Consider the following 18,881-nt stretch of genomic DNA (forward strand, 5'->3'; position numbering starts at 1 on the left):
GATCCTAATTTTAAATTTATACTAACAAGTTTACCTTACATGGATAATCTGAGTGGTCTGGTCTATACCAGCAATGCACTGATTTCTTTCGACGCAAAAAAACTGGAAGAACTCGCCGAACAAGCTGCTAAAAAGAACCGGAGTATGCAAATCACCGGTTATTTGTACTACGAGAATAAAAAGTTCCTGCAATACATCGAAGGACCGCCCGAGCAACTGGAGGCACTCATGGAGAGTATTGAACAGGATCCCCGCCACGAGATCGTTTACGTACTACAGACGGATGATGTAGAAGAACGTAGATTTCCAGACTGGGATATGCAATGGTTGTCCAAACCGATGGTCGTTAGTATTCGAATGGAAAATATCCTGGCCAGCTTCATTTCCATGATCAAAAATGAGACCGTACAGCCTTCCGAAGAAAATTTCAATAAGGTCTGGGATATGGTAGATCGGATCTCGCGTTTCAAACATCTGGTCTAGTGAACTGATTACTCACACCTCCCTCCAATGCGGCCGTAAACTACCAGATTGATAATTAATGATGGTTAATTATCGCCCTATCGGCAATTGTTAACAGGAGTTGATAATTGAGTATCATTCTGTGCTAATTCCCGGGTAGTTTCCCAATGCTCCTGCCTGTAACTTGCACCCTATTGATAGGTAATTAATAGCCGGGGAAGATCCTGTGTGCTTAAACCGGAATACCGATGAAACTGTGACCGAAGGCAGGTCATTTTGGAGCATGCTATCGGTATTTCGGTTCATAGGAAAACGAGTTGTCATCGCCCGGCAGGAATTTTAAAGCAATAACCCATGACCAAAGGATTTTTAATTGACATGGATGGTGTCATTTACAGTGGTAATGACCTCATTCTGGGAGCGGATACCTTTATATCCGAATTGAAAGGAAGAAAAATACCCTTCTTATTTTTAACCAATAACAGCCAGCGAACTCCCCGGGACGTTGTAAATAAACTGGCCGGCCTCGGCATCGAAGCGGAAGAAGACAATGTTTTCACCAGTGCCATGGCGACCGGATGGTTCCTGTCCCGGCAGAAGCCCTTTGGCTCAGCCTACGTGCTGGGAGAGGGCGGTTTGCTGACCAGCCTGCACGAGAACGGCTATTCACTGGTCACGCAGGATCCCGATTTTGTGGTGGTCGGCGAAGGGCGCAACTTTACCCTCGAAATGGTAAACAACGCGGTGGATATGATCCTCAGTGGCGCCAAGCTGGTTGCAACGAACCTCGATCCTTCGCCGAAAAAGAAAGGTTGGACCAATCTCGGCATCAAAGCCGTCGTATCGATGATCGAAGAAGCCACCGGCGTAAAAGCATTTTCCGTCGGCAAACCCAGCCCGGTCATGATGCGGGTGGCCCGGAAGAAACTGGGACTGGACACGGCCCACACGACCATCATCGGGGATACCATGGATACGGATATCCTCGGAGGTATTCAGGTGGGGTACCAGACCATCCTGACCTTATCCGGCGTATCGAAACGGGAAGACCTGAAAAATTATGCCTTCACGCCGGACCTGATCGTTAATGCCGCCGGAGAGCTGAATCTCGATCAATGGCTGAAGAACACTAAAACGGAAACCGCACCCAAACGGGAGCGGTCTAAACTCACCAAAACCATAGCGCTGAACGGAGAATATTAGCCTGGAAACATGAGTCATCCTGAATTTTTTCAGGATTCAAAAATGACTTCGTAGAGGTTAAACATTCGTAGAAAAATAGTAGAATTCCTGGTTTCGACCTCAGGGAGGTCGCACAACATGGAGGAATGTGGTAAATGTGCGACCTCCCTGAGGTCGGAAAACGCTTATCCATGCTAAATTCTACGAATATTCGACCTCTCTGAGGTCATACACCGCCTTTTGTAAAATCCGGGGTGATTCATGTTTAGCGTTCGTCGCACGGAGCATTCCACAAGCAGGTTAGGTTCGATTAAAGTTTCCCCGGAGACCCGGTGGCGGCCCATGCTATGCCGGTACAGGATGCCCCGCTAATCCTTTAATAACTGTAAAATCACCAATTATATATGCATTCCAATAAAATTGCCGTCAGCGTATTTTTCGCTGCGAATGGATTTCTATTCACTAATTACATTTCCCGACTGCCGCTGATCCAGTCCGAATTTGCCCTGGATAACGGTGCGATCGGCATGGTCCTGCTGGCATCCGCGCTGGGGGCGCTGATCGCCATGCCTTTTACCGGCTGGCTGATCACGGAAAAAGGCAGTCGGCAGATACTGACCGTGGCGGCACTGTTGTTCTGTCTGGTCATTCCCCTGATCGGATTTATGCCGGGAGGGATAGCTTTGAGCCTCCTCTTTTTCGTGATCGGACTGGCTACCGGAACGATGGATGTTTCGATGAATTCCCAGGCGGTGCTGGTGGAGAAAACCTTGCAACGTCCGGTGATGTCGTTTTTCCACGCCCTGTTTAGTGCCGGTATGATGTTTGGAGCCGGTTGCGGCGCTTTATTCACCCATTTCCAGGCGGGATTACTGGTCCACCTGATCAGTGTATCCCTACCGGCGCTCGCTGCGGTTCTCTGGGCGATCCGCGGTCTGGTACCCGATCGCGGGCAGGTGACTTCGGGCCGGAAAAAGCGGTTCCAGTTGCCGGAAGCTTCCCTGATCGGGGTCGGACTGATCGCCTTCTGCTGCATGCTGGGCGAAGGAGCTATGGCCAACTGGAGCACTAACTACATGCTGCGCATTGCCAGCGCCGATTCCGGTTTCGCCCCGATGGGGCTGGTCGCTTTTTCACTGGCTATGATGACGGCCCGTTTTCTGGGAGACCGGGTGCGGGACCGTATGGGGGATCGCCATTTGCTGATCGGTAGTAGTATGGTAGCGGTAGCGGGTTTGGGACTTGCGCTGCTTATTCCCCATCCCATCGTAGTGTTGATCGGATTGTTGCTGGTAGGGCTTGGACTGTCGGTCGTGGTTCCCATCGCTTACTCCACTGCCGGGCAGGCACCGGGACTGGCGCCGGGAGTGGGGATCGGAATGGTGACCACTATCGGCTATGGCGGATTGCTGCTCGGGCCGCCGATCATTGGCTTTTTGGCAGACTGGCAGGGGCTGCGCATCGCCCTGGCCTTCACGCTGGTATTGTTTGTCCTTATGGTTTTACTGAGTTTCCGGTTTCGGCCGGCCAGCGCATAAGGCGAGTGAGGGGGATTTTTTAAAATGAGGCAATTCCCACACAATTAATGTACCTTTGCCAACTTATAACAAATAGTCCGTGCAGTCTACACGTCATAAGTCATAAGTCTCTTAAGGAATAGGAGCGGAACAGCGGGATGCAGGATTAATATTTTACGCGTAATCACCATGCTGAATTATGACTGGCGACTTACCAATGAAAACTGCACCTGGTGCACTATAATTTATGACTTTTAAAGATTTATCAATCACCCCTCCCATTCTCAAAGCCCTGCACGCCGAAGGATACGAAAAACCCACTCCCATACAGCGACAAGCGATCCCCATTGTACTACGTGGCAAAGATCTGTTGGCCTGTGCCCAGACGGGAACGGGTAAAACGGCGGCTTTTTCGGTCCCGATCCTGCAACATCTCTACCTGAAAAAAGAGAACAGCCGTGGACCACGCCGCATCAAGGCGCTGGTGATCACCCCTACGCGGGAACTGGCGATTCAGATCGGGGAAAGTGTGGCCGCTTACGGGAGACACACCGGTCTCAAACACACGGTGATCTTCGGTGGGGTGAAGCAGGGGCGTCAAACCCAGGCCCTCGATCGGGGAGTGGATATCCTCATCGCTACGCCCGGTCGCTTACTCGACCTCATGAGCCAGGGATTCATCACCCTGGAACACATTGAATACTTTGTACTCGACGAGGCAGACCGCATGCTCGATATGGGTTTCATCCACGATATCCGGAAAGTGATCGCAAAATTGCCCCGGCAGCGGCAATCCCTATTCTTTTCCGCTACCATGCCGCCGAAGATAATTGACCTGTCCCGCAAGATCCTCGGACAGCCGGAAAAAGTAGTGATCGAGCCCGAGCAGACCACTGCGGAAAAAGTGGAGCAATCCGTTTATTTCGTTGCCAAAAAGGAAAAGATCAAACTCCTGATCCACCTGTTGAAAAAGGAATCTACGGATGCTACCCTGGTATTTTCCAGAACCAAACACGGTGCCAACCGGATCGTGAAGAAACTGGACCGGGCGGGTATTCAGGCACAGGCTATCCATGGGAACAAATCCCAGACGGCGCGCCAGAAAGCGCTGGGGAATTTCAAGAGTGGCGACACCAGCGTACTGGTCGCCACGGATATTGCCGCCCGCGGCATCGACGTGGAAGAACTGGGACTGGTAATCAATTACGATCTGCCGAATATCCCCGAAACCTACGTACACCGGATCGGACGTACCGGGCGGGCGGGCGCCAGTGGTATCGCCCTGTCGTTTTGTGATACCGAGGAAAGAGCTTACCTCAAGGATATTCAGAAAACGATCGATCAGAAGATCCCGGTAATTACCGAGCATCCGTTTGTCGACGAAGGGCAGGAAGCACTACCGGATCCGCAGGGGAAGCCGAAATCCAACGCTCCGGCCGCCAATAATAACAATCGTAATAAATCGAACCGCAATAAACGTCGCCGGTATTACTCGCGCAAACGCGATTAAACGCCAGCGGTAAAAGCAATAGTAGCCCGCTCCGGTAGCAATCGGAGCGGGCTACTGCTTTTAGCCGGTTTGGGCGCCGTTTAAGATGATGGGAAAAATTGGATCTGGTTTTTCAATCGCAAGTTTAACTGGAATTATAATCATAAAGAAAAGGCAGCTTTTTGCTTCGATATGGACCTTTTCGCCTGATCTTGGGTGGTTGAAATTGCTATTGCCAGTGAATTTGCCATTTTTCGATTGCATTTTTGGGAAGGCAAAGGCACTAGCGCCGAGCTCGTCGTCCGGCAAACAGAGCGAGACCTACAAAATCAGGTAAGCATGGCTAAAACATCACTTTATTTTCTGGCACTGATCCCACCGGAAGACCTGCGGGAAGCGGTTAAGCGATTAAAAGAGGAAATGCGGGATCGGTTTGGAGCGGGACACGCCCTGAAATCTCCCGCCCATATTACCCTGCAAATGCCCTTTAAACGCGCAGAGGAAAAAGAAGCCCAACTGATCAGCGGATTGGAAACTTTCGCATCCCACGAAAACCCATTCCCGGTGGAGTTGTCGGATTTCGACTGTTTTGCACCCCGGGTTATCTACATTGGAATTACCGATCCCGAACCGATCCTGGAACTACACCGCCGTCTGAAAGGTTATTTGCAGGAAAAGATGGATTTCTCAGCCGGGGAGGTGGGCTCCCGGTTCCATCCGCACATGACGATTGCCACCCGGGATCTGCGAAAGTCTGCATTTCATGAGGCCTGGGCGGAATTTGAGACCCGGGATTTCCGGGATTCCTTTCGGGCCAACAGCCTGTACCTGCTGAAACACAATGGCCGCCACTGGGATATTTACCGGCAGCTGGCCTTCAAAACGGCTTAGAGGAGGGCCGAATGTGGGTACTTTCCTACGCTTTATGCCATGATATTTGAATTATTCCCAAATATTCAGTAATTTTTCACTAGTAACTAGACTACTAGACCCCAGAACGACCATGAAAAATTCCAGTTATCAAAGTCAGGATGACGTGTTCATCCAAAGGCTAACCCATTTGATCTTAGACAAACTAAAAGAAGAACAATTCAGCGTAGAGCATCTGGCCGCTGAAATTGGGTTAAGCCGTTCTCAATTGTACCGTCGTCTCAAGCGGATCAACGGGCAAACGATCAGTCAGTTTATTCGGCAGGTCCGGCTCGAAGAAGCAAAAACGCTGCTGGAGAACGATGTCGGTACCACTTCCGAAATTGCCTTCCAGGTCGGATTCAACAGCCCGGCCTATTTCCACAAATGTTTTAACGATTATTTTGGGTTCACGCCCGGAGCGTTGAAAAAGCGAGCCCGGGGCGAGCCCGATGACCAATACGACAATGCCGTGGACCTGGAAGGACAACCGGATAAAATACCCCGAAAAGACGAGGGCTGGTTAAAGGTGATCCCGGGATACCACGCACACCGGCAGCGGTTACGATTTATTTTGCTGCTTTGCGGTTTGTTGCTCTGTATGGTCGGTTTCACCTGCTTCCTGACGGAACGTAGCTATTCGGATATGCTGACGGTTGCCGTGTTGCCCATTGATTTCCTGGCGGAAGAACCCGAACAGGCTTATCTGACCCAGGATTTGAACGAAGCCCTGAAAATGGAGCTGGGAAAAGTCGCCAGCCTCCGGATCATCTCGAAAACTTCCACTCAGGGTATTGCCCAGCGAAATCTCCTGTTACCGGAGATTGCCGATCAACTGAAAATAGATGCCGTTATCGAAGGATCTATTCTGGTGATCGGAGATAGCCTCTGGATTAACCTACAACTGATCGAGGCGCTGCCGACCGAACGACAACTCTGGGCCAATGAATACCAGATGGAACTGGATAATGCCAATCCGTTTCAGCCCGCATTCATTCAGGAAGTGACCCGGCAAATAAAGACCGAACTGATCCGCGTAGACGACCAATGAGGGATAAAAGATCCCGGGCGTGTTGAAAGGACACAACATATTTGAAATATCCGATCAGACTGTGCAAAAATTGAAGGTTTTTGCAACCATTCTAATAACGCTTTTCTGTTGATCTTCCGAACTTTATTCGAGTCGGAACTCCGCATCCAAATTCACTATAATTGCTTTCCGACGGCCGGACTAACGGGCCTGGATGATAGCGCTTTTCTTTAATGATCTACTAAGCGAACTGGGAACTTATTAATTAATCTAAGTTGCGATGTAACTTAGGTAGAGGGTATAGAGTAGAGGGTAGAAGGATTACCTATCGTTAAAATGGAGCAAGATCGCTCATGTTAACGGTTACAGTCTCTCTACGCTCTACCATCTACGCTCATCAATTAAGTAAGGGAACACCGTATCTGCACTGGATACGAAAGCCATAGCTATGCCCATCGGTAGGATAAAAACCTTGAAATTGTTGAGCGATAATAACGAAAAGGATAACGATTGGAAATGTGATTGAAGTCAGTATAAACGACCAGATAGCAACCGGTTAAGGATGCTTTCTGGTCTTTCAATTGTTACACTATATCTTAACTTCAGCTTTGTAGGAATTGCAGAAGAATCTTGTTCAATTCGTCCCGGTGGGTCAGGTTGAGGCCGTGTGGCGCTTCCTTGATCACGTGGTATTCATTGTTAGGGATCATCTTTGCCGCCTGCTTACCGGCCGTTTCGATAGGTACGATCTGGTCGGCATCGCCGTGTACGATCAGGGTCGGCACGGTCACATTTTTACATTCCGGACGGAAATCGGTACCTCCCCAGGATTTAGCGCACTCGATGGTGGCGCGAGGGGAAGCAAAAGCGGCAATGGTCCAGGCATACTGGATCTGTTGTTCGCTGACGTCCGTTTTATCGGCATTGTAAAAATTGTGGGAAAATTCATTCAGGAACGTTACGCGGTCGGACTTCAGCGCGCCCATGATCTCCTGCAGCTTTGCTTCGGGCACGCCGTCGGGATTATCATCTTTTTTGGGAACCAGCGGAATAATGGAGGAGATCAGTACCGCCTTGGCGATCCGATCACTGCCGAAATCCGTGAAGTAGCGAACCACTTCACCGCCGCCCATGGAAAAACCGACCAGAATGACATCTTTCAGATCGAGTTGCTCGATCAGGGTATGCAGGTCTCTGGCCAGGGTTGAATAATCAAAATTTTCGTAGGGTAGGGAAGAAACTCCGAACCCCCGGCGATCGTAGGCAATGGCCCGGAACCCGGCGTCGGCGATGACCTGCATCTGGGGTTCCCAGGCCCGGTGACTAAGCGGCCAGCCGTGGATCAGAATAACGGGCTGTCCGCTACCGTATTCCTGGTAAAATAATTGCAGCTGCTCCTGGTGCTGCGTTTCATCTAATGAAATAAAAGGCATGACGTGGTTTTGTTTGAATGAAAAAATTGAAGATCACTGTAAGAGACTTCAATAGCAGTGCCTAAGCTTCGAATGGCAGGTCATGCGATGAAACTACACAGATGAAAGGAAAGGCAAGGCCAGGTGGGGCGGTTATCGCTAATCCGATATAAAGGTCGGTGTATTTGGAACCGGCTTTGCTCCAATCGTGTTTGCCGTGGATCCGGAAATTTTATGTTAATAGCTCAATCTTCGGTCATTAAGTATCCGGTAAGCCGAAATTCAATAAAGAATCCGTACCAAGTACTCAAGTGCGCTTGATACCCGGGCCAAAAGCGTAGAACTTTAGTCTTGTCTTTACCAGGATGATTTTTAGCAAGTTTACTAGTCAATGTATTGGTAAAGATGTTAGTCAAAGAAGTTTTTGCCGGATCCGTTTTTGGTTGTGGATCCGGCTTTTTATCTCTGCCGAATTAGCCTACCTTTGGTCTATCCATAATCAATCCGCAAGTACATGCAGCTTATTGAATTTAACTCCGGTAAAAAAGATGGAGAGTGGGAGGTCGTAAATGATGTGGTCATGGGTGGCCGGTCAAACGGCCGTTTTTCCATCAGCCCTGATCGGTTCGCCGTATTTTCCGGAGAAGTATCCCTGGAAAACAACGGTGGTTTTTCCCTAGTACGCTGTCGTTTTGATCCGATAGCGATCGGCGATTACCAGCAGGTCTCGATTCGCCTGCGCGGTGATGGCAAACGCTACCAGTTTCGGGTAAAATCAGATCATGAGGATAAACACGCTTATATTCACTACTTTCCCACGGACGGTAACTGGGAAACGGTGCATCTCCGGCTGGCCGATCTGTATCCAACCTACAAGGGGAAAAAACTGGAAATGCCCAACTTCCCCGGGAAAATGCTGGCAGAGGTCGGATTCCTTATCGGAAATGGACGGGCGGAATCCTTCTGCCTGAAACTGGAAGAAGTTGTGCTGAAGTAGACCATAGGACCGGCGGTAGTTACTCAAAAAGTGCCGGAGCCTACTCATCTGATCGCTGGGCGATGCGGGATTTATCCTACTTTCCGCCCATGCAGACCAACCTGGAACACTCATCTTTCTCCGGCCCGAACGACCGGTGGATCTTCCGCTTTGTTTATCCCCTGATGACGTTCGGTGCCGTTCACATCGGCAACGATAATCCCCTGCTCACCTTGTGGAGCCTGCCCAGCTACTATACGGATCTGATCCTGGCGGCTTTTTGTACCTACGGAGCCGGCTATTACTTTCGATATCTGTTTCAAAAACTCGACCGTAAATACCAGTGGGAAGAGCAGGCCCGCCGGCGGATCGCCGGCCACGCAGTCTACGGCGTGCTGATCCCTTTATTGCTCATCCTGGGTATAGAATGCCTGTATCTCCGTCTTTTTTTAGGGATCCCCCCGCGGGAATTTACCGTGCACTATCTGGAAATGCCGCTGGTATTCGGCTTTTTACTGATCATCAATTTATTCTACATTATCCTCTACTACCGGCAGTACAATAGTCGCCTGCAGCGGGCACTTCTTCGCGAACCCGGGCGAGTGACATCCAAAGCGGATTATCTACTGGTAAACCGGGGGGCGAGAACCCTGCAACTTCCACTGGAGGAGGTGGCCTATTTTGCCAAACTGGATGGCATCACTTTCCTCAGAACGGCCGGTGGAGAAAAATTCCTTTACGATCTTCCCCTGGAACAGATCCGGAAGCGCCTGGATCAGGACTCCTTTTATCAACTGAATCGCCAGTTCATCGCCGGTCGTAAAAGCATCCAGGCCTACGCAGCTACGGACACCCGAAAACTGGCTATTGAACTTCATCCGCGACCGGAACAGGCCGTCTTTGTTTCCAAAGCCCGGGCTACTCATTTTGTCAGTTGGTTGCAACCGGATCGTAAGGAAGAGCTGGTATCCTGATCGCCGGTATCAAGTATTGAATTCCACCTTAGCCGGAAAGACCGTTTAGGAAAGATGTTTTTGCTGCCCGCTTCGGAGTCGTTTTTGCCCATTTCACGGATTTGCCCCTACCAATAGCTTGCTCCCAGGCAGTAAATGCCCGTAAGCTTGCACTAAAATTCGAAACACCATGAAATGGAAACTAATGTATCTGGGAATCTGCTGGCTCGCTTTTTGGAGTGCGTCGACCGCTGCGGCCCAGGAGGGGAATACGCTTCGGATCTCCGTATTTAATGAATCCACCAGTATTCCCTTCACCCATGTCTTGAACACGCCGGTTCATCCGGGCATTCAGGTGGGCACCGACCTCAATTGGAAAAACGGAGATCACTACCGACTGTACCCTTCCATCTCTGTTGGCTATCTGTTCCACCGCGATCTGTACCAGGCCGTATATCTGAATCTTGAACTGGGGTACGACCTGCAGTTCGATTTCGGGCTCAACCTGAAGAGCGCCGTGGGCCTGGGCTATCTGCATACTTTCAATGTCCAACCGGAATTCCAGTTCGAGGATGGCAGCTATCGGCAGGGAAAAGACCGGGGCAACGCCCGTCTGATGCCTTCTTTGTCCCTGGGCTGGGGATACCGGCTGCAACCGGCCAACCCCCGGTCCCCGGAGATCTTCATGATGTACCAATCGTGGCTGGAATATCCCTACTCTCCGGGATTCATTCCCCTAATGACCCACACTAACCTACATCTCGGCATCAATATCCACCCCTGACCCCTGCCCCCTCACCCCTGCCTCCTGACACCTAAAACCTGACCCCTTACACCTCTTCCCTCACCCCTCAAAAAAACAAACCATGATCACCAAAAAAATCACCCCCATACTGAGCCTGCTCCTAATCTGGGGATGCACCCAAAAAGAACTACCGATCCTCAGCGGAACAAGCTGTGACAATGTCATATCTGAGGCGAATATTGAACACCCACGGCATACCGATCTTCAGCAATTGCTGCAGGATTTGGTTCGCGACGGACTGCCGGGAATCCAGATGAGTATTCGCCAGGACGGTCGGAACTGGAACGGATCCGCGGGAAAAGCCGATCTCGCCGGCGGACAGGACCTCCTGGCCTGCGATATTACCCGGGTAGGAAGCACCGTGAAGACCTTTACGGCCCTAACGGTGCTGATGCTGCAGGAAGAAGGCAAACTGACGCTGAACGATCCGGTACGGGATTATTTGAGTCCGGCACAGCTGGAAGGCCTGGAAAACGCCGACGAAGCCACGATCCGCCAGTTACTGGAACACTCCAGCGGGATCTACAACTATATTCTCAATCTGGAATTTCAAACGGCCTCGCTCAATGATCTGACCAGGGTCTGGCAGCCGGAGGAACTACTGGCGTACGCCCGCGGAAAATCCGCAACTTTTGCTCCCGGCTCGGATGTGGCTTATTCCAATACCAATTACATCCTGCTGGGGCAACTGATCGAGCAGATCGAGGGTAAGGCTTTTTATGAAATTTTCCGGGAGAAGATCTCCGAACCGGCCGGTTTGGAATATACCCGGTTCGCTGCGACCGATCCCGTGCCCGAATCCATTATCCGGGGATATGTGGATCTGTACAGTAAACTCGAAGTGATCGATGCCACCCACTACAGTGGCTGGGATTATTTCACCGCGGATGGCGGATTGATCGCCAATGCGCACGACCTGGCCCTTTTTATGGAAACTTTATTCACCGGATCATTGTTGAGCGATGTATCCCGGGAAGAGATGCTGAGCTGGAAACGACCCTCCGGATCCAATTTTGAATTGTTTGAAACGGATTTCGGTCTGGGGATCTTTCGGATGAATACGCCCTACGGAGCAGCCTACATGCACAGCGGAGATGCGATCGGTTATTACGCGACCATGTTCTATTTTCCACAGCAGCAGACGGCCATTGCCTGGGCGGTGAACGGCAATTACGGGAAGCTCGATCAATTCTCCCAAAGTCGGGAAGCAATGGAGCGGGTATTCAAAACCGTATTTGAGGAATAAGCTGCGATAACCGTCGGGGATCTGATCTTTTCCATTTCGGTTTCCTTGATAGGTGCAGCGCACCGTCCTGATCATTCTCCTTGTCGCTTGATCAGGTCGCTACGCGGTAGTTCTATGTATTTTCAGACCAAGGAATGAAAATAGCCCGGCGCGCCGCACCTACCCGGGCAATTTCCGATACAGACCCGAATAGGAAAGCGGGTAGTATTTTTGTTAACTTTATAGCTAAACCCTAAATCCAAACCAATGCGTACCAACTGCCCCTGTTGTCAACAGCAAGTCAGCGAAAGCGATCTCCGGCAAACGGCTACTTTGTTTCCCCTGATGGGCCGACCGGCACCCGGCGATCGCAATAACCTCGCTCCGATCACTAAGTTTATAGAAGACTACAATCGGTATCCAACACTGTACCAGTGGGCCTGTGATGACTGCCTGCGGGAATCCCTGGCCATTCTGGCGGATCCCCGCCGGCAGCTTTACAATTTCTGGGGCGTGCCGGGAGCGGGCATACCATATCTGGCGTATTTCGATGAGAAACGCAGGTGCGAAAATTGCGATCGGACCTATGTATTCGGTAAGAACGAGCAGTTACACTGGTACGAAGAATTGCAGTTCATCGTCCATTCCCGGCCTAAGAAGTGTCCGGAATGCCGCAAGGAAGATCGCCGGGCCCGAAACCTGAACACCGAACTTTCGGAATTACTCCGAGACGGGAAACCGGAAGACCCGGATAAACTGCAACGGATCGCGGAGATCTATAAGATCATCGGAAAGGAAGACAAAGAAAAAGCCTACAGCCGGGCGGCGGCAAAGCGACGCGATGACCGGTGAGTTAGCGGAAATTCCGTTGAAGGAGTAAAATCGGCCGTACAAAAATTCCTTGTCCAGTTTTCGGTTGCCGGTTCCTGGCCTACTCTTTTACTTTGTAGACAGAAATTAATCGCGCTGTAAAAAAAGAGTGATGCAAGTAACCAATTCCAAAGATATTGAACGCTACTACCAGGCTCTGGTAAATAAGGATGAGCAGTTTATCGGTACGTTTTACGTGGGCGTAAAAACGACCGGCATATTTTGTATTTCCACCTGTACGGCCCGCAAGCCGAAATTCGAGAACGTGGAGTTCTATACGGAGGCCAAAGAATTACTGCAAAACGGCTACCGGCCGTGTAAAGTGTGTAAGCCAACCGAAAATGCTTTTCAGCCACCCGAAGAAGTGCAACGGGCGATGAGCCTGCTGAAGCGCAGCTCCGATCAAAAGGTCCGGGATTACGAATTGCGGGAAGCGGGTCTGAGTCCGGAAAAGATCCGGCGCTGGTTCAACCGGCACCACGGCATGACCTTTCAGGCCTACCAGCGCATGATCCGGATCAATACGGCTTTTCGATCCTTGAAGAAAGGAGAAAGTGTAACCGTCTCGGCCTATGACTCCGGCTACGAATCGCTGAGTGGTTTCGGGTATACGTTCAAAAAAATGGTGGGCAGCGCTCCGGACGACAGCAAGGATAAAGCGGTCATCCTGATCACCCGGCTGACTACGCCGCTGGGCCCGATGTACGCCTGTGCGACGGATCAGGGGATCTGCCTGCTGGAATTCACGGACCGGCGGATGCTGGAAACGGAATTTCACGATCTGCAAAAAAGGCTCAATGCGATCATTCTGGCCGGCGAGAACGAACACATTCAACAACTCAAAACGGAACTGACGGAATATTTTGCCGGTCAACGGCAAACCTTTGGTGTGCCGCTGCATTTCCCGGGTACGCCCTTTCAGCAATCGGTTTGGCGGGCATTGCTGCAGATCCCATATGGCAAGACCCGTTCCTATCAGGAACAGGCCGAATTTTTGAGCAAACCCAAAGCTGTGCGGGCGGTTGCCTCCGCCAATGGGCATAATCGAATAGCCATCGTTATTCCCTGTCACCGGGTGATCGGCAAGGACGGAAGCCTTACCGGATACGCCGGTGGACTGGAGCGCAAACGCTGGCTACTCGATCACGAGCGCAAATGGGCACCCGCGCTACAGTGAGGCTACGATCTGGTTGTTGAGCGAACCGTTGTAGACGCCGCGATACCGTACCTTGTTTTCGAGGGCTTCGATAACTTTTTCGGAAAAGTCAACGCCCTGCAGGTCAGAACAGGCGTACAATCCACCGGGACTGAATACATTGATCTCCAGTAGCTTGTCGCCTACAATATCCAGTCCGACGAGGAACATCCCATCCTGCACCAGTTTCGGACGGATGAGTTCGGCGATCTTCAGGGCCCGTTCGTCAATTTTGGCTTTGTTGGCCTTTCCGCCCACGTGCATATTACTGCGGATATCGTCTTCTTTGTTGACCCTTTGCACGGCGGCAAATTTGCCGTCCATTTCCAGTGGTCTGCCGTTCATTACAAAGAGACGGGTATCGCCCTTGGTGGCTTCCGGCAGGTATTCCTGGGCGATAATGTATCCTTCCCGGCCGATGGCCTCGATGATCTGATTGAGGTTGGGATGATCGTCCTTCTTGATCATAAATACATTGTGCCCTCCGGATCCCTGGATCGGCTTCAGAATGATATTGTCGTTCTGCTGGTTGAAAAATTCAATGATCTCCTCGGCATTCCGGGTGATGATACTTTTGGGGCGCACTTCTTCGGGGAAATGCTGGAAGTACATCTTATTCAGCGCGTTAGAGAGACTGAAAGGATCGTTCAGAACGGTAACTCCCCGCTCGGCGGCAAGTTGCCCGAAAATAATTCCGGCGGTCTGGGCCCAGGGGCGTTCTCCTGCATCCTGTGCGGGGTCGTTGCGCAGGAAAAGGATATCCAGATCGTCTGATGTGATCATTTTAGGACTGTTGTCCTTACTCCTCAGAGCCCGCAGGTACGTTTTTGTGGTTTTGTATTTGTCGCCTTCAGCCTGGTAGGCCAGTCCGCCCATCCTGCCGTCCGACAGGTAGGAAAGATCTCCGACGCCGATGAAATAGACTTCGTGCCCGCGGTTGTGCATTTTAAATGCCAGGAACACGGAAGTGTAGCGGGGGTATTCGGTTTTAACGTCATTTACTACGAATGCGATTCTCATGATGGTCTTTTTGGTTAGTGTGTCAGGTTATAAATGGTTGATCAGGCTGAATACATTGGCTCCTTTGCGCAGTTGTTTCAATCGATTTTGCACCCCTTCATTCGGCTCCTTCAGATAGCGGGGCCGCAGGGGGGCGGAACGCAAAATATCCCTGGTGATGAGTTCCTGGATCAGCGGCAGGTAGTCCGGCCTGATCTTGCCGATGAGCAGAAGCTCCAGGTCGTTTCCTTCTCGCAGGTATTTCAGTACTTCAATCAAGCCGCGGAGGTAGACCGCATCTTTGGTCAGCCCGCCTCCCCGATATACTCGTGTAGAGATATTGAAAGCCTGTTTTTGAGAAAACTGGTATTTATTGATCAGTAAACTGTAGGTCTCGCAGAAAGAGGCGCCGTCCGTCATCATGCGCACACTCACCACGCGGGCGGCGAGGATGCGGAGCCGGGCATTGGTCAGTCCGCCGACCAGGAATTCGGATAATACCGCCAGACCTTCCTGCAGGCTTTCGTATCCGGGTACGCCCGAATAGAGCTGGTGCAGGGGCTGGGCCCGCCCGTTCCAATAGGTCAGCACATGGGTGCCAATCTCGTGCTGGATGAGCGCTTCCATTCGTTTTCGGCGAATACGGTAGTTATCGGATATGTAGAGGGTCCCCTGGGAGACCATAATTCCCGACACATCCTTACTGATCTTAGCTTCTCCCTCCAGTTCGGGATATTGCTCCTGGAGGTATGCGAGTTCTTCCTGCGAGCGCTGTAAAAACGCTGCAGCGTCGACGTATTCGGTATCTTCCTGCGGTCGATCCACGGGGATGGCGGTCAGCATACCCTGGGCGATGTCCAGGAGTTCTTCGCTAACCCCGCCGTAGACCTGCATACTGCTGTGGAGGAAATCCGGGGTATTCCGGTCCGACAGCATATTGAGCATCTTAACGAGTTCTTCGCGTTTATCCCGGAAGAAATAGGCGAGGGTAGGGTCGCTCACATCTTCGACGCAGATATTATAAAGGTCTCTTTTGATCCTTTCGGGATTAACCGGCATCATCCGGTAGTGAAATACCGGGTCCACCAGACATTTGTTCTGCTGAAAATCTTCCCAGGCTTCCTGGGAATTGGTGGGCGTGACCAACCAGAGAAAACGAAAACGGTTGGCGATCGAAATGATCTCCCGATCGATCTCCCACACTTTCTCATCAATGGAAGTTGTACCCAGCCGGTGAAAATGAATGACCTCATAAGTGGTCTGCAGCCGGATAAAATTGAAAAATGCCTTTTTCAGCGCCTGACTCATCTGGCGCCGGAAAGATCTCAGGTATATAGGATACGGTTCGTTGGTTTCGGGATTAACAAAAAAGGCCTTGATCTCCATACCCAGCAGAAGAATACCGTGGGTTTTCATGTCCTCTTTGTCCAATAAGGGCCGCATGCCGGGCGGGTGCCGGTAGGGACTATCCGTGGCGGTTACCTGCAGCCGGCCGATGCTGAAGTTGATCTCTTCCAGGGCTTCTTTAAACCCTTTGACCGTGCCCGGCATCTGATCTGCCGGTCCCATGATCTCAATGGCGGGATACAGTGGTGCCCCGGCATCGGGTGGTGACGTCCACATTTCCAGGATCAGGAAGGCCCCGAATTTATCGGAAAGCTTTTCGGCGATCCGCTGCAACAGGTCGCGGTGGACTTCCCGGAATTCACCGGGTACTACCAAGTAGCTCGCTTCCGTGCCGTCCAGCTTGTGGCGGATGTGATCCAGTCCCTCGGAAGGGAGCCGGTATACACAAAGGAAGGGAAGGGGCCGGTCCATAAACAGGTAACCGTCGTTGGGCAGGCTCATACTGAGGGCCTTACCCTGCTCGATATCATCCAGGATTTTTGTCAGATCAATGGTCTCGTATATCTCTTGCTTCGTCATATCTCTTTTGGGGCGGCTTTTATATCAGTCAAAAATGCCGGAATAGACCTTCTGATTAAGGATCTTCAGATTCTTCAGGGTGACCGGTACCGTGGAGGCCAGGGCATCCCTCAGCTTGGCAATCGTTTCCCGGTCGGGCACGCCGGTCCATTCGTCCATGTAGATCTTTTTGAATTCAATGGCCAGCACACAGCCGGTATCGGGATAATTGCGGTGGATCCACTGGCTGAAGGCGCCTCCCTGGAATTTTACGTTCTCGCGAACGTCCAGTTGGCGTCCCCGGAAGGGATACGCCTGCAGGCTTTTGATGAATCCATCCACCAGCGGGGCCCAGCGTTTGCGATCCATACTCCCGGTTCCGATGTTGACTTCCGGATTGGCCTCCGGATCGGCTGGTTCGCTTTCCGGGCCTTCCCGTCGGTGATTGTAACTGTGAATATCGTAGACGACAAAGCGGCCGAATTTTTCAGCGGTCTCGTCCAGCAGGCGACGCACATCGGCGTAGAAGTCATTATAGGTCTGGCGGCTGATCTCGATCTCTCGTTCCGGCAGCTTTTCCTGCCAGACTTCCAGCCCCCAGGCATCTTCGGGAGTCAGATAGATCGCTTTTTCGGGCGGCCGGTTCAGGTCCACCACAAAGCGGGACTGACGGCCGATAATCCGGGTTTCGCCAATATCGGCCCAGATCTCGGTGCCGGGATCTTCCTCGCGCAGGCGATCGGATTCGCTGAGCTGAAAATAGTGACTCAGGCCCCGACGTATTTCGTGTCCCGCGTGGATCGCGGTAGTGATGAGGGGACTATTTCCCCTCTCTATGGTATAGGCGGTATGTAGGGTGTCCATTTTTTATTTGGTTTTTGGGCTCGTCACTTAATGAAACCGGCCTGAGTGAGCTCGTGTTCGGGGCCGTTGTGGGCCACCGGCGCGGTTTTCAATGATCTTTAGCTATATTTGGACACAAGAATTAGCCCCCCGAAAGGGATCATTTTGCTAGTATAAAAATCACCTTCATGGCCAGATCCGGATTTTATGTACTCCTCATTCTACTCACTTTCGCCTGTTCGGAGCCGGAGCCGGAAGTCTATCTGTTCTCATTTTTTCAGGGTAACGGAGAAGATGGGCTGCACCTGGCCAGCAGCGAAGACGGCTTGCACTGGACGGCGCTGAACGACAACAAATCCTACCTGACCCCCACGGCCGGAGAAGACAAGCTGATGCGCGATCCCTGCATTATTCGGGGAGGCGACGGTAAATTTCACATGGTATGGACGGTGAGCTGGAATGAGCAGGGGATCGGTTACGCGAATTCCGAGGATCTGATCAATTGGTCGGAGCAGCGCTACCTTCCCGTTATGGCCCACGAATCCGGTGCACGCAATTGCTGGGCACCCGAACTATTTTACGACGACCAGGAAGACCGGTATCTGATCTACTGGGCGACTACCATCCCGGGGCGCTTCCCGGAAACGGATACCACCGGAGACAACGGATACAACCACCGGATGTATTACACCACAACCAAAGACTTTGAGACTTTCAGTCCTACGGAATTACTTTACGACGATGGCTTCAATGTGATCGATGCGACCATCCAGGAAGTAGGCGGGAAGTACATCATGTTCCTGAAAAATGAGATCAAACACCCGGAAGCAGAGAAAAACATCCGCATCGCTACCAGTGAGTCGCTGCTGGGGCCCTACACCTCGGCTTCCGAACCGATCACGGATAACTGGGTAGAAGGTCCCACCGCTATCGAGACGGATCAGGGCTGGGTCGTCTATTTCGACCGCTACACCAATCACCAAATGGGTGCCGTTCGTTCTTCCGATCTGGAAAACTGGACGGACATCTCGGGGGAGGTACAGTTCCCGGAGGGCACCCGGCACGGCACGGTCTTTAAGGTCAAAAAAAGCGTGCTGGAAAAACTCTGA

General features: G+C 51.5%; 17 protein-coding genes. 13 read left to right on the plus strand and 4 right to left on the minus strand.

Annotated elements, in window-relative coordinates; all coding sequences use genetic code 11:
- Window positions 1-39: 39 nt before the first annotated feature.
- The 6 genes from CRP01_RS21360 to CRP01_RS21390 all read left to right on the plus strand — a co-directional run bounded on the left by CRP01_RS21360 (window position 40) and on the right by CRP01_RS21390 (window position 6,610).
- A complete protein-coding gene (locus CRP01_RS21360; protein ID WP_099152136.1) occupies window positions 40-483 on the plus strand; it encodes a BLUF domain-containing protein in 444 nt (147 codons plus the stop codon).
- Between the two features lie 333 nt (window positions 484-816).
- Window positions 817-1,665 (plus strand): HAD-IIA family hydrolase, encoded by an 849-nt coding sequence (locus CRP01_RS21365; RefSeq protein ID WP_099152137.1) that lies wholly within the window; start codon window positions 817-819, stop codon window positions 1,663-1,665.
- 383 nt (window positions 1,666-2,048) lie between these two features.
- Window positions 2,049-3,182 (plus strand): MFS transporter, encoded by a 1,134-nt coding sequence (locus CRP01_RS21370; RefSeq protein ID WP_099152138.1) that lies wholly within the window; start codon window positions 2,049-2,051, stop codon window positions 3,180-3,182.
- Between the two features lie 226 nt (window positions 3,183-3,408).
- Complete coding sequence (locus CRP01_RS21375; protein WP_099152139.1) at window positions 3,409-4,671, plus strand: DEAD/DEAH box helicase; 1,263 nt, start codon at window positions 3,409-3,411, stop codon at window positions 4,669-4,671.
- A 318-nt stretch (window positions 4,672-4,989) separates the two neighbouring features.
- The gene (locus tag CRP01_RS21385; protein ID WP_099152141.1) at window positions 4,990-5,541 is read left to right on the plus strand and encodes a 2'-5' RNA ligase family protein; all 552 of its coding nucleotides are present in this window, start codon (window positions 4,990-4,992) and stop codon (window positions 5,539-5,541) included.
- A gap of 112 nt (window positions 5,542-5,653) precedes the next feature.
- The gene (locus CRP01_RS21390; protein ID WP_099152142.1) at window positions 5,654-6,610 is read left to right on the plus strand and encodes a helix-turn-helix domain-containing protein; all 957 of its coding nucleotides are present in this window, start codon (window positions 5,654-5,656) and stop codon (window positions 6,608-6,610) included.
- Between the two features lie 581 nt (window positions 6,611-7,191).
- Here CRP01_RS21390 and CRP01_RS21395 read toward each other — a convergent pair.
- The gene (locus CRP01_RS21395; protein ID WP_099152143.1) at window positions 7,192-8,022 is read right to left on the minus strand and encodes an alpha/beta fold hydrolase; all 831 of its coding nucleotides are present in this window, start codon (window positions 8,020-8,022) and stop codon (window positions 7,192-7,194) included.
- 493 nt (window positions 8,023-8,515) lie between these two features.
- On the opposite strand from CRP01_RS21395, the gene CRP01_RS21400 reads away from it, so the two are divergent.
- The 6 genes from CRP01_RS21400 to CRP01_RS21425 all read left to right on the plus strand — a co-directional run bounded on the left by CRP01_RS21400 (window position 8,516) and on the right by CRP01_RS21425 (window position 14,007).
- Window positions 8,516-8,998: a CIA30 family protein gene (locus CRP01_RS21400; protein WP_099152144.1), complete on the plus strand. Its 483-nt coding sequence runs from the start codon at window positions 8,516-8,518 to the stop codon at window positions 8,996-8,998.
- An 89-nt stretch (window positions 8,999-9,087) separates the two neighbouring features.
- Complete coding sequence (locus CRP01_RS21405) at window positions 9,088-9,951, plus strand: LytTR family DNA-binding domain-containing protein (RefSeq protein WP_170110483.1); 864 nt, start codon at window positions 9,088-9,090, stop codon at window positions 9,949-9,951.
- A gap of 169 nt (window positions 9,952-10,120) precedes the next feature.
- Window positions 10,121-10,714, plus strand: coding sequence for a hypothetical protein (locus tag CRP01_RS21410; RefSeq protein WP_143473476.1), 594 nt, complete (start codon window positions 10,121-10,123; stop codon window positions 10,712-10,714).
- A gap of 82 nt (window positions 10,715-10,796) precedes the next feature.
- Window positions 10,797-11,981 carry a serine hydrolase domain-containing protein gene (locus CRP01_RS21415; protein WP_099152147.1) on the plus strand — a complete coding sequence of 395 codons (1,185 nt, stop codon included), beginning with the start codon at window positions 10,797-10,799 and terminating at the stop codon, window positions 11,979-11,981.
- A gap of 246 nt (window positions 11,982-12,227) precedes the next feature.
- Entirely contained in the window at window positions 12,228-12,812 is a 585-nt protein-coding gene (locus tag CRP01_RS21420; protein WP_099152148.1) for a zinc-ribbon domain containing protein, read from the plus strand.
- Between the two features lie 130 nt (window positions 12,813-12,942).
- Window positions 12,943-14,007, plus strand: coding sequence for a bifunctional transcriptional activator/DNA repair enzyme AdaA (locus tag CRP01_RS21425; RefSeq protein WP_099152149.1), 1,065 nt, complete (start codon window positions 12,943-12,945; stop codon window positions 14,005-14,007).
- Here the strand turns inward: CRP01_RS21425 and CRP01_RS21430 are convergent.
- From CRP01_RS21430 to CRP01_RS21440, 3 genes are read right to left on the minus strand one after another with little or no spacing between them, the layout of a single operon-like run.
- Window positions 13,999-15,045 carry a glutathione synthetase gene (locus CRP01_RS21430; RefSeq protein ID WP_099152150.1) on the minus strand — a complete coding sequence of 349 codons (1,047 nt, stop codon included), beginning with the start codon at window positions 15,043-15,045 and terminating at the stop codon, window positions 13,999-14,001. The two genes, CRP01_RS21425 and CRP01_RS21430, sit on opposite strands and share 9 nt — an antisense overlap.
- Window positions 15,046-15,072: 27 nt before the next feature.
- Window positions 15,073-16,950, minus strand: coding sequence for a flavohemoglobin expression-modulating QEGLA motif protein (locus CRP01_RS21435; protein WP_099152151.1), 1,878 nt, complete (start codon window positions 16,948-16,950; stop codon window positions 15,073-15,075).
- A gap of 24 nt (window positions 16,951-16,974) precedes the next feature.
- Window positions 16,975-17,793 carry an N-formylglutamate amidohydrolase gene (locus CRP01_RS21440; protein ID WP_099152152.1) on the minus strand — a complete coding sequence of 273 codons (819 nt, stop codon included), beginning with the start codon at window positions 17,791-17,793 and terminating at the stop codon, window positions 16,975-16,977.
- A gap of 167 nt (window positions 17,794-17,960) precedes the next feature.
- On the opposite strand from CRP01_RS21440, the gene CRP01_RS21445 reads away from it, so the two are divergent.
- On the plus strand, window positions 17,961-18,881 hold the full coding sequence (locus tag CRP01_RS21445) for a glycoside hydrolase family 43 protein (protein ID WP_099152153.1): 921 nt from the start codon (window positions 17,961-17,963) through the stop codon (window positions 18,879-18,881).

It is taken from the genome of Flavilitoribacter nigricans DSM 23189 = NBRC 102662, from assembly GCF_002646595.1.
In the GTDB taxonomy this organism is placed as follows: Bacteria; Bacteroidota; Bacteroidia; order Chitinophagales; family Saprospiraceae; genus Flavilitoribacter; species Flavilitoribacter nigricans.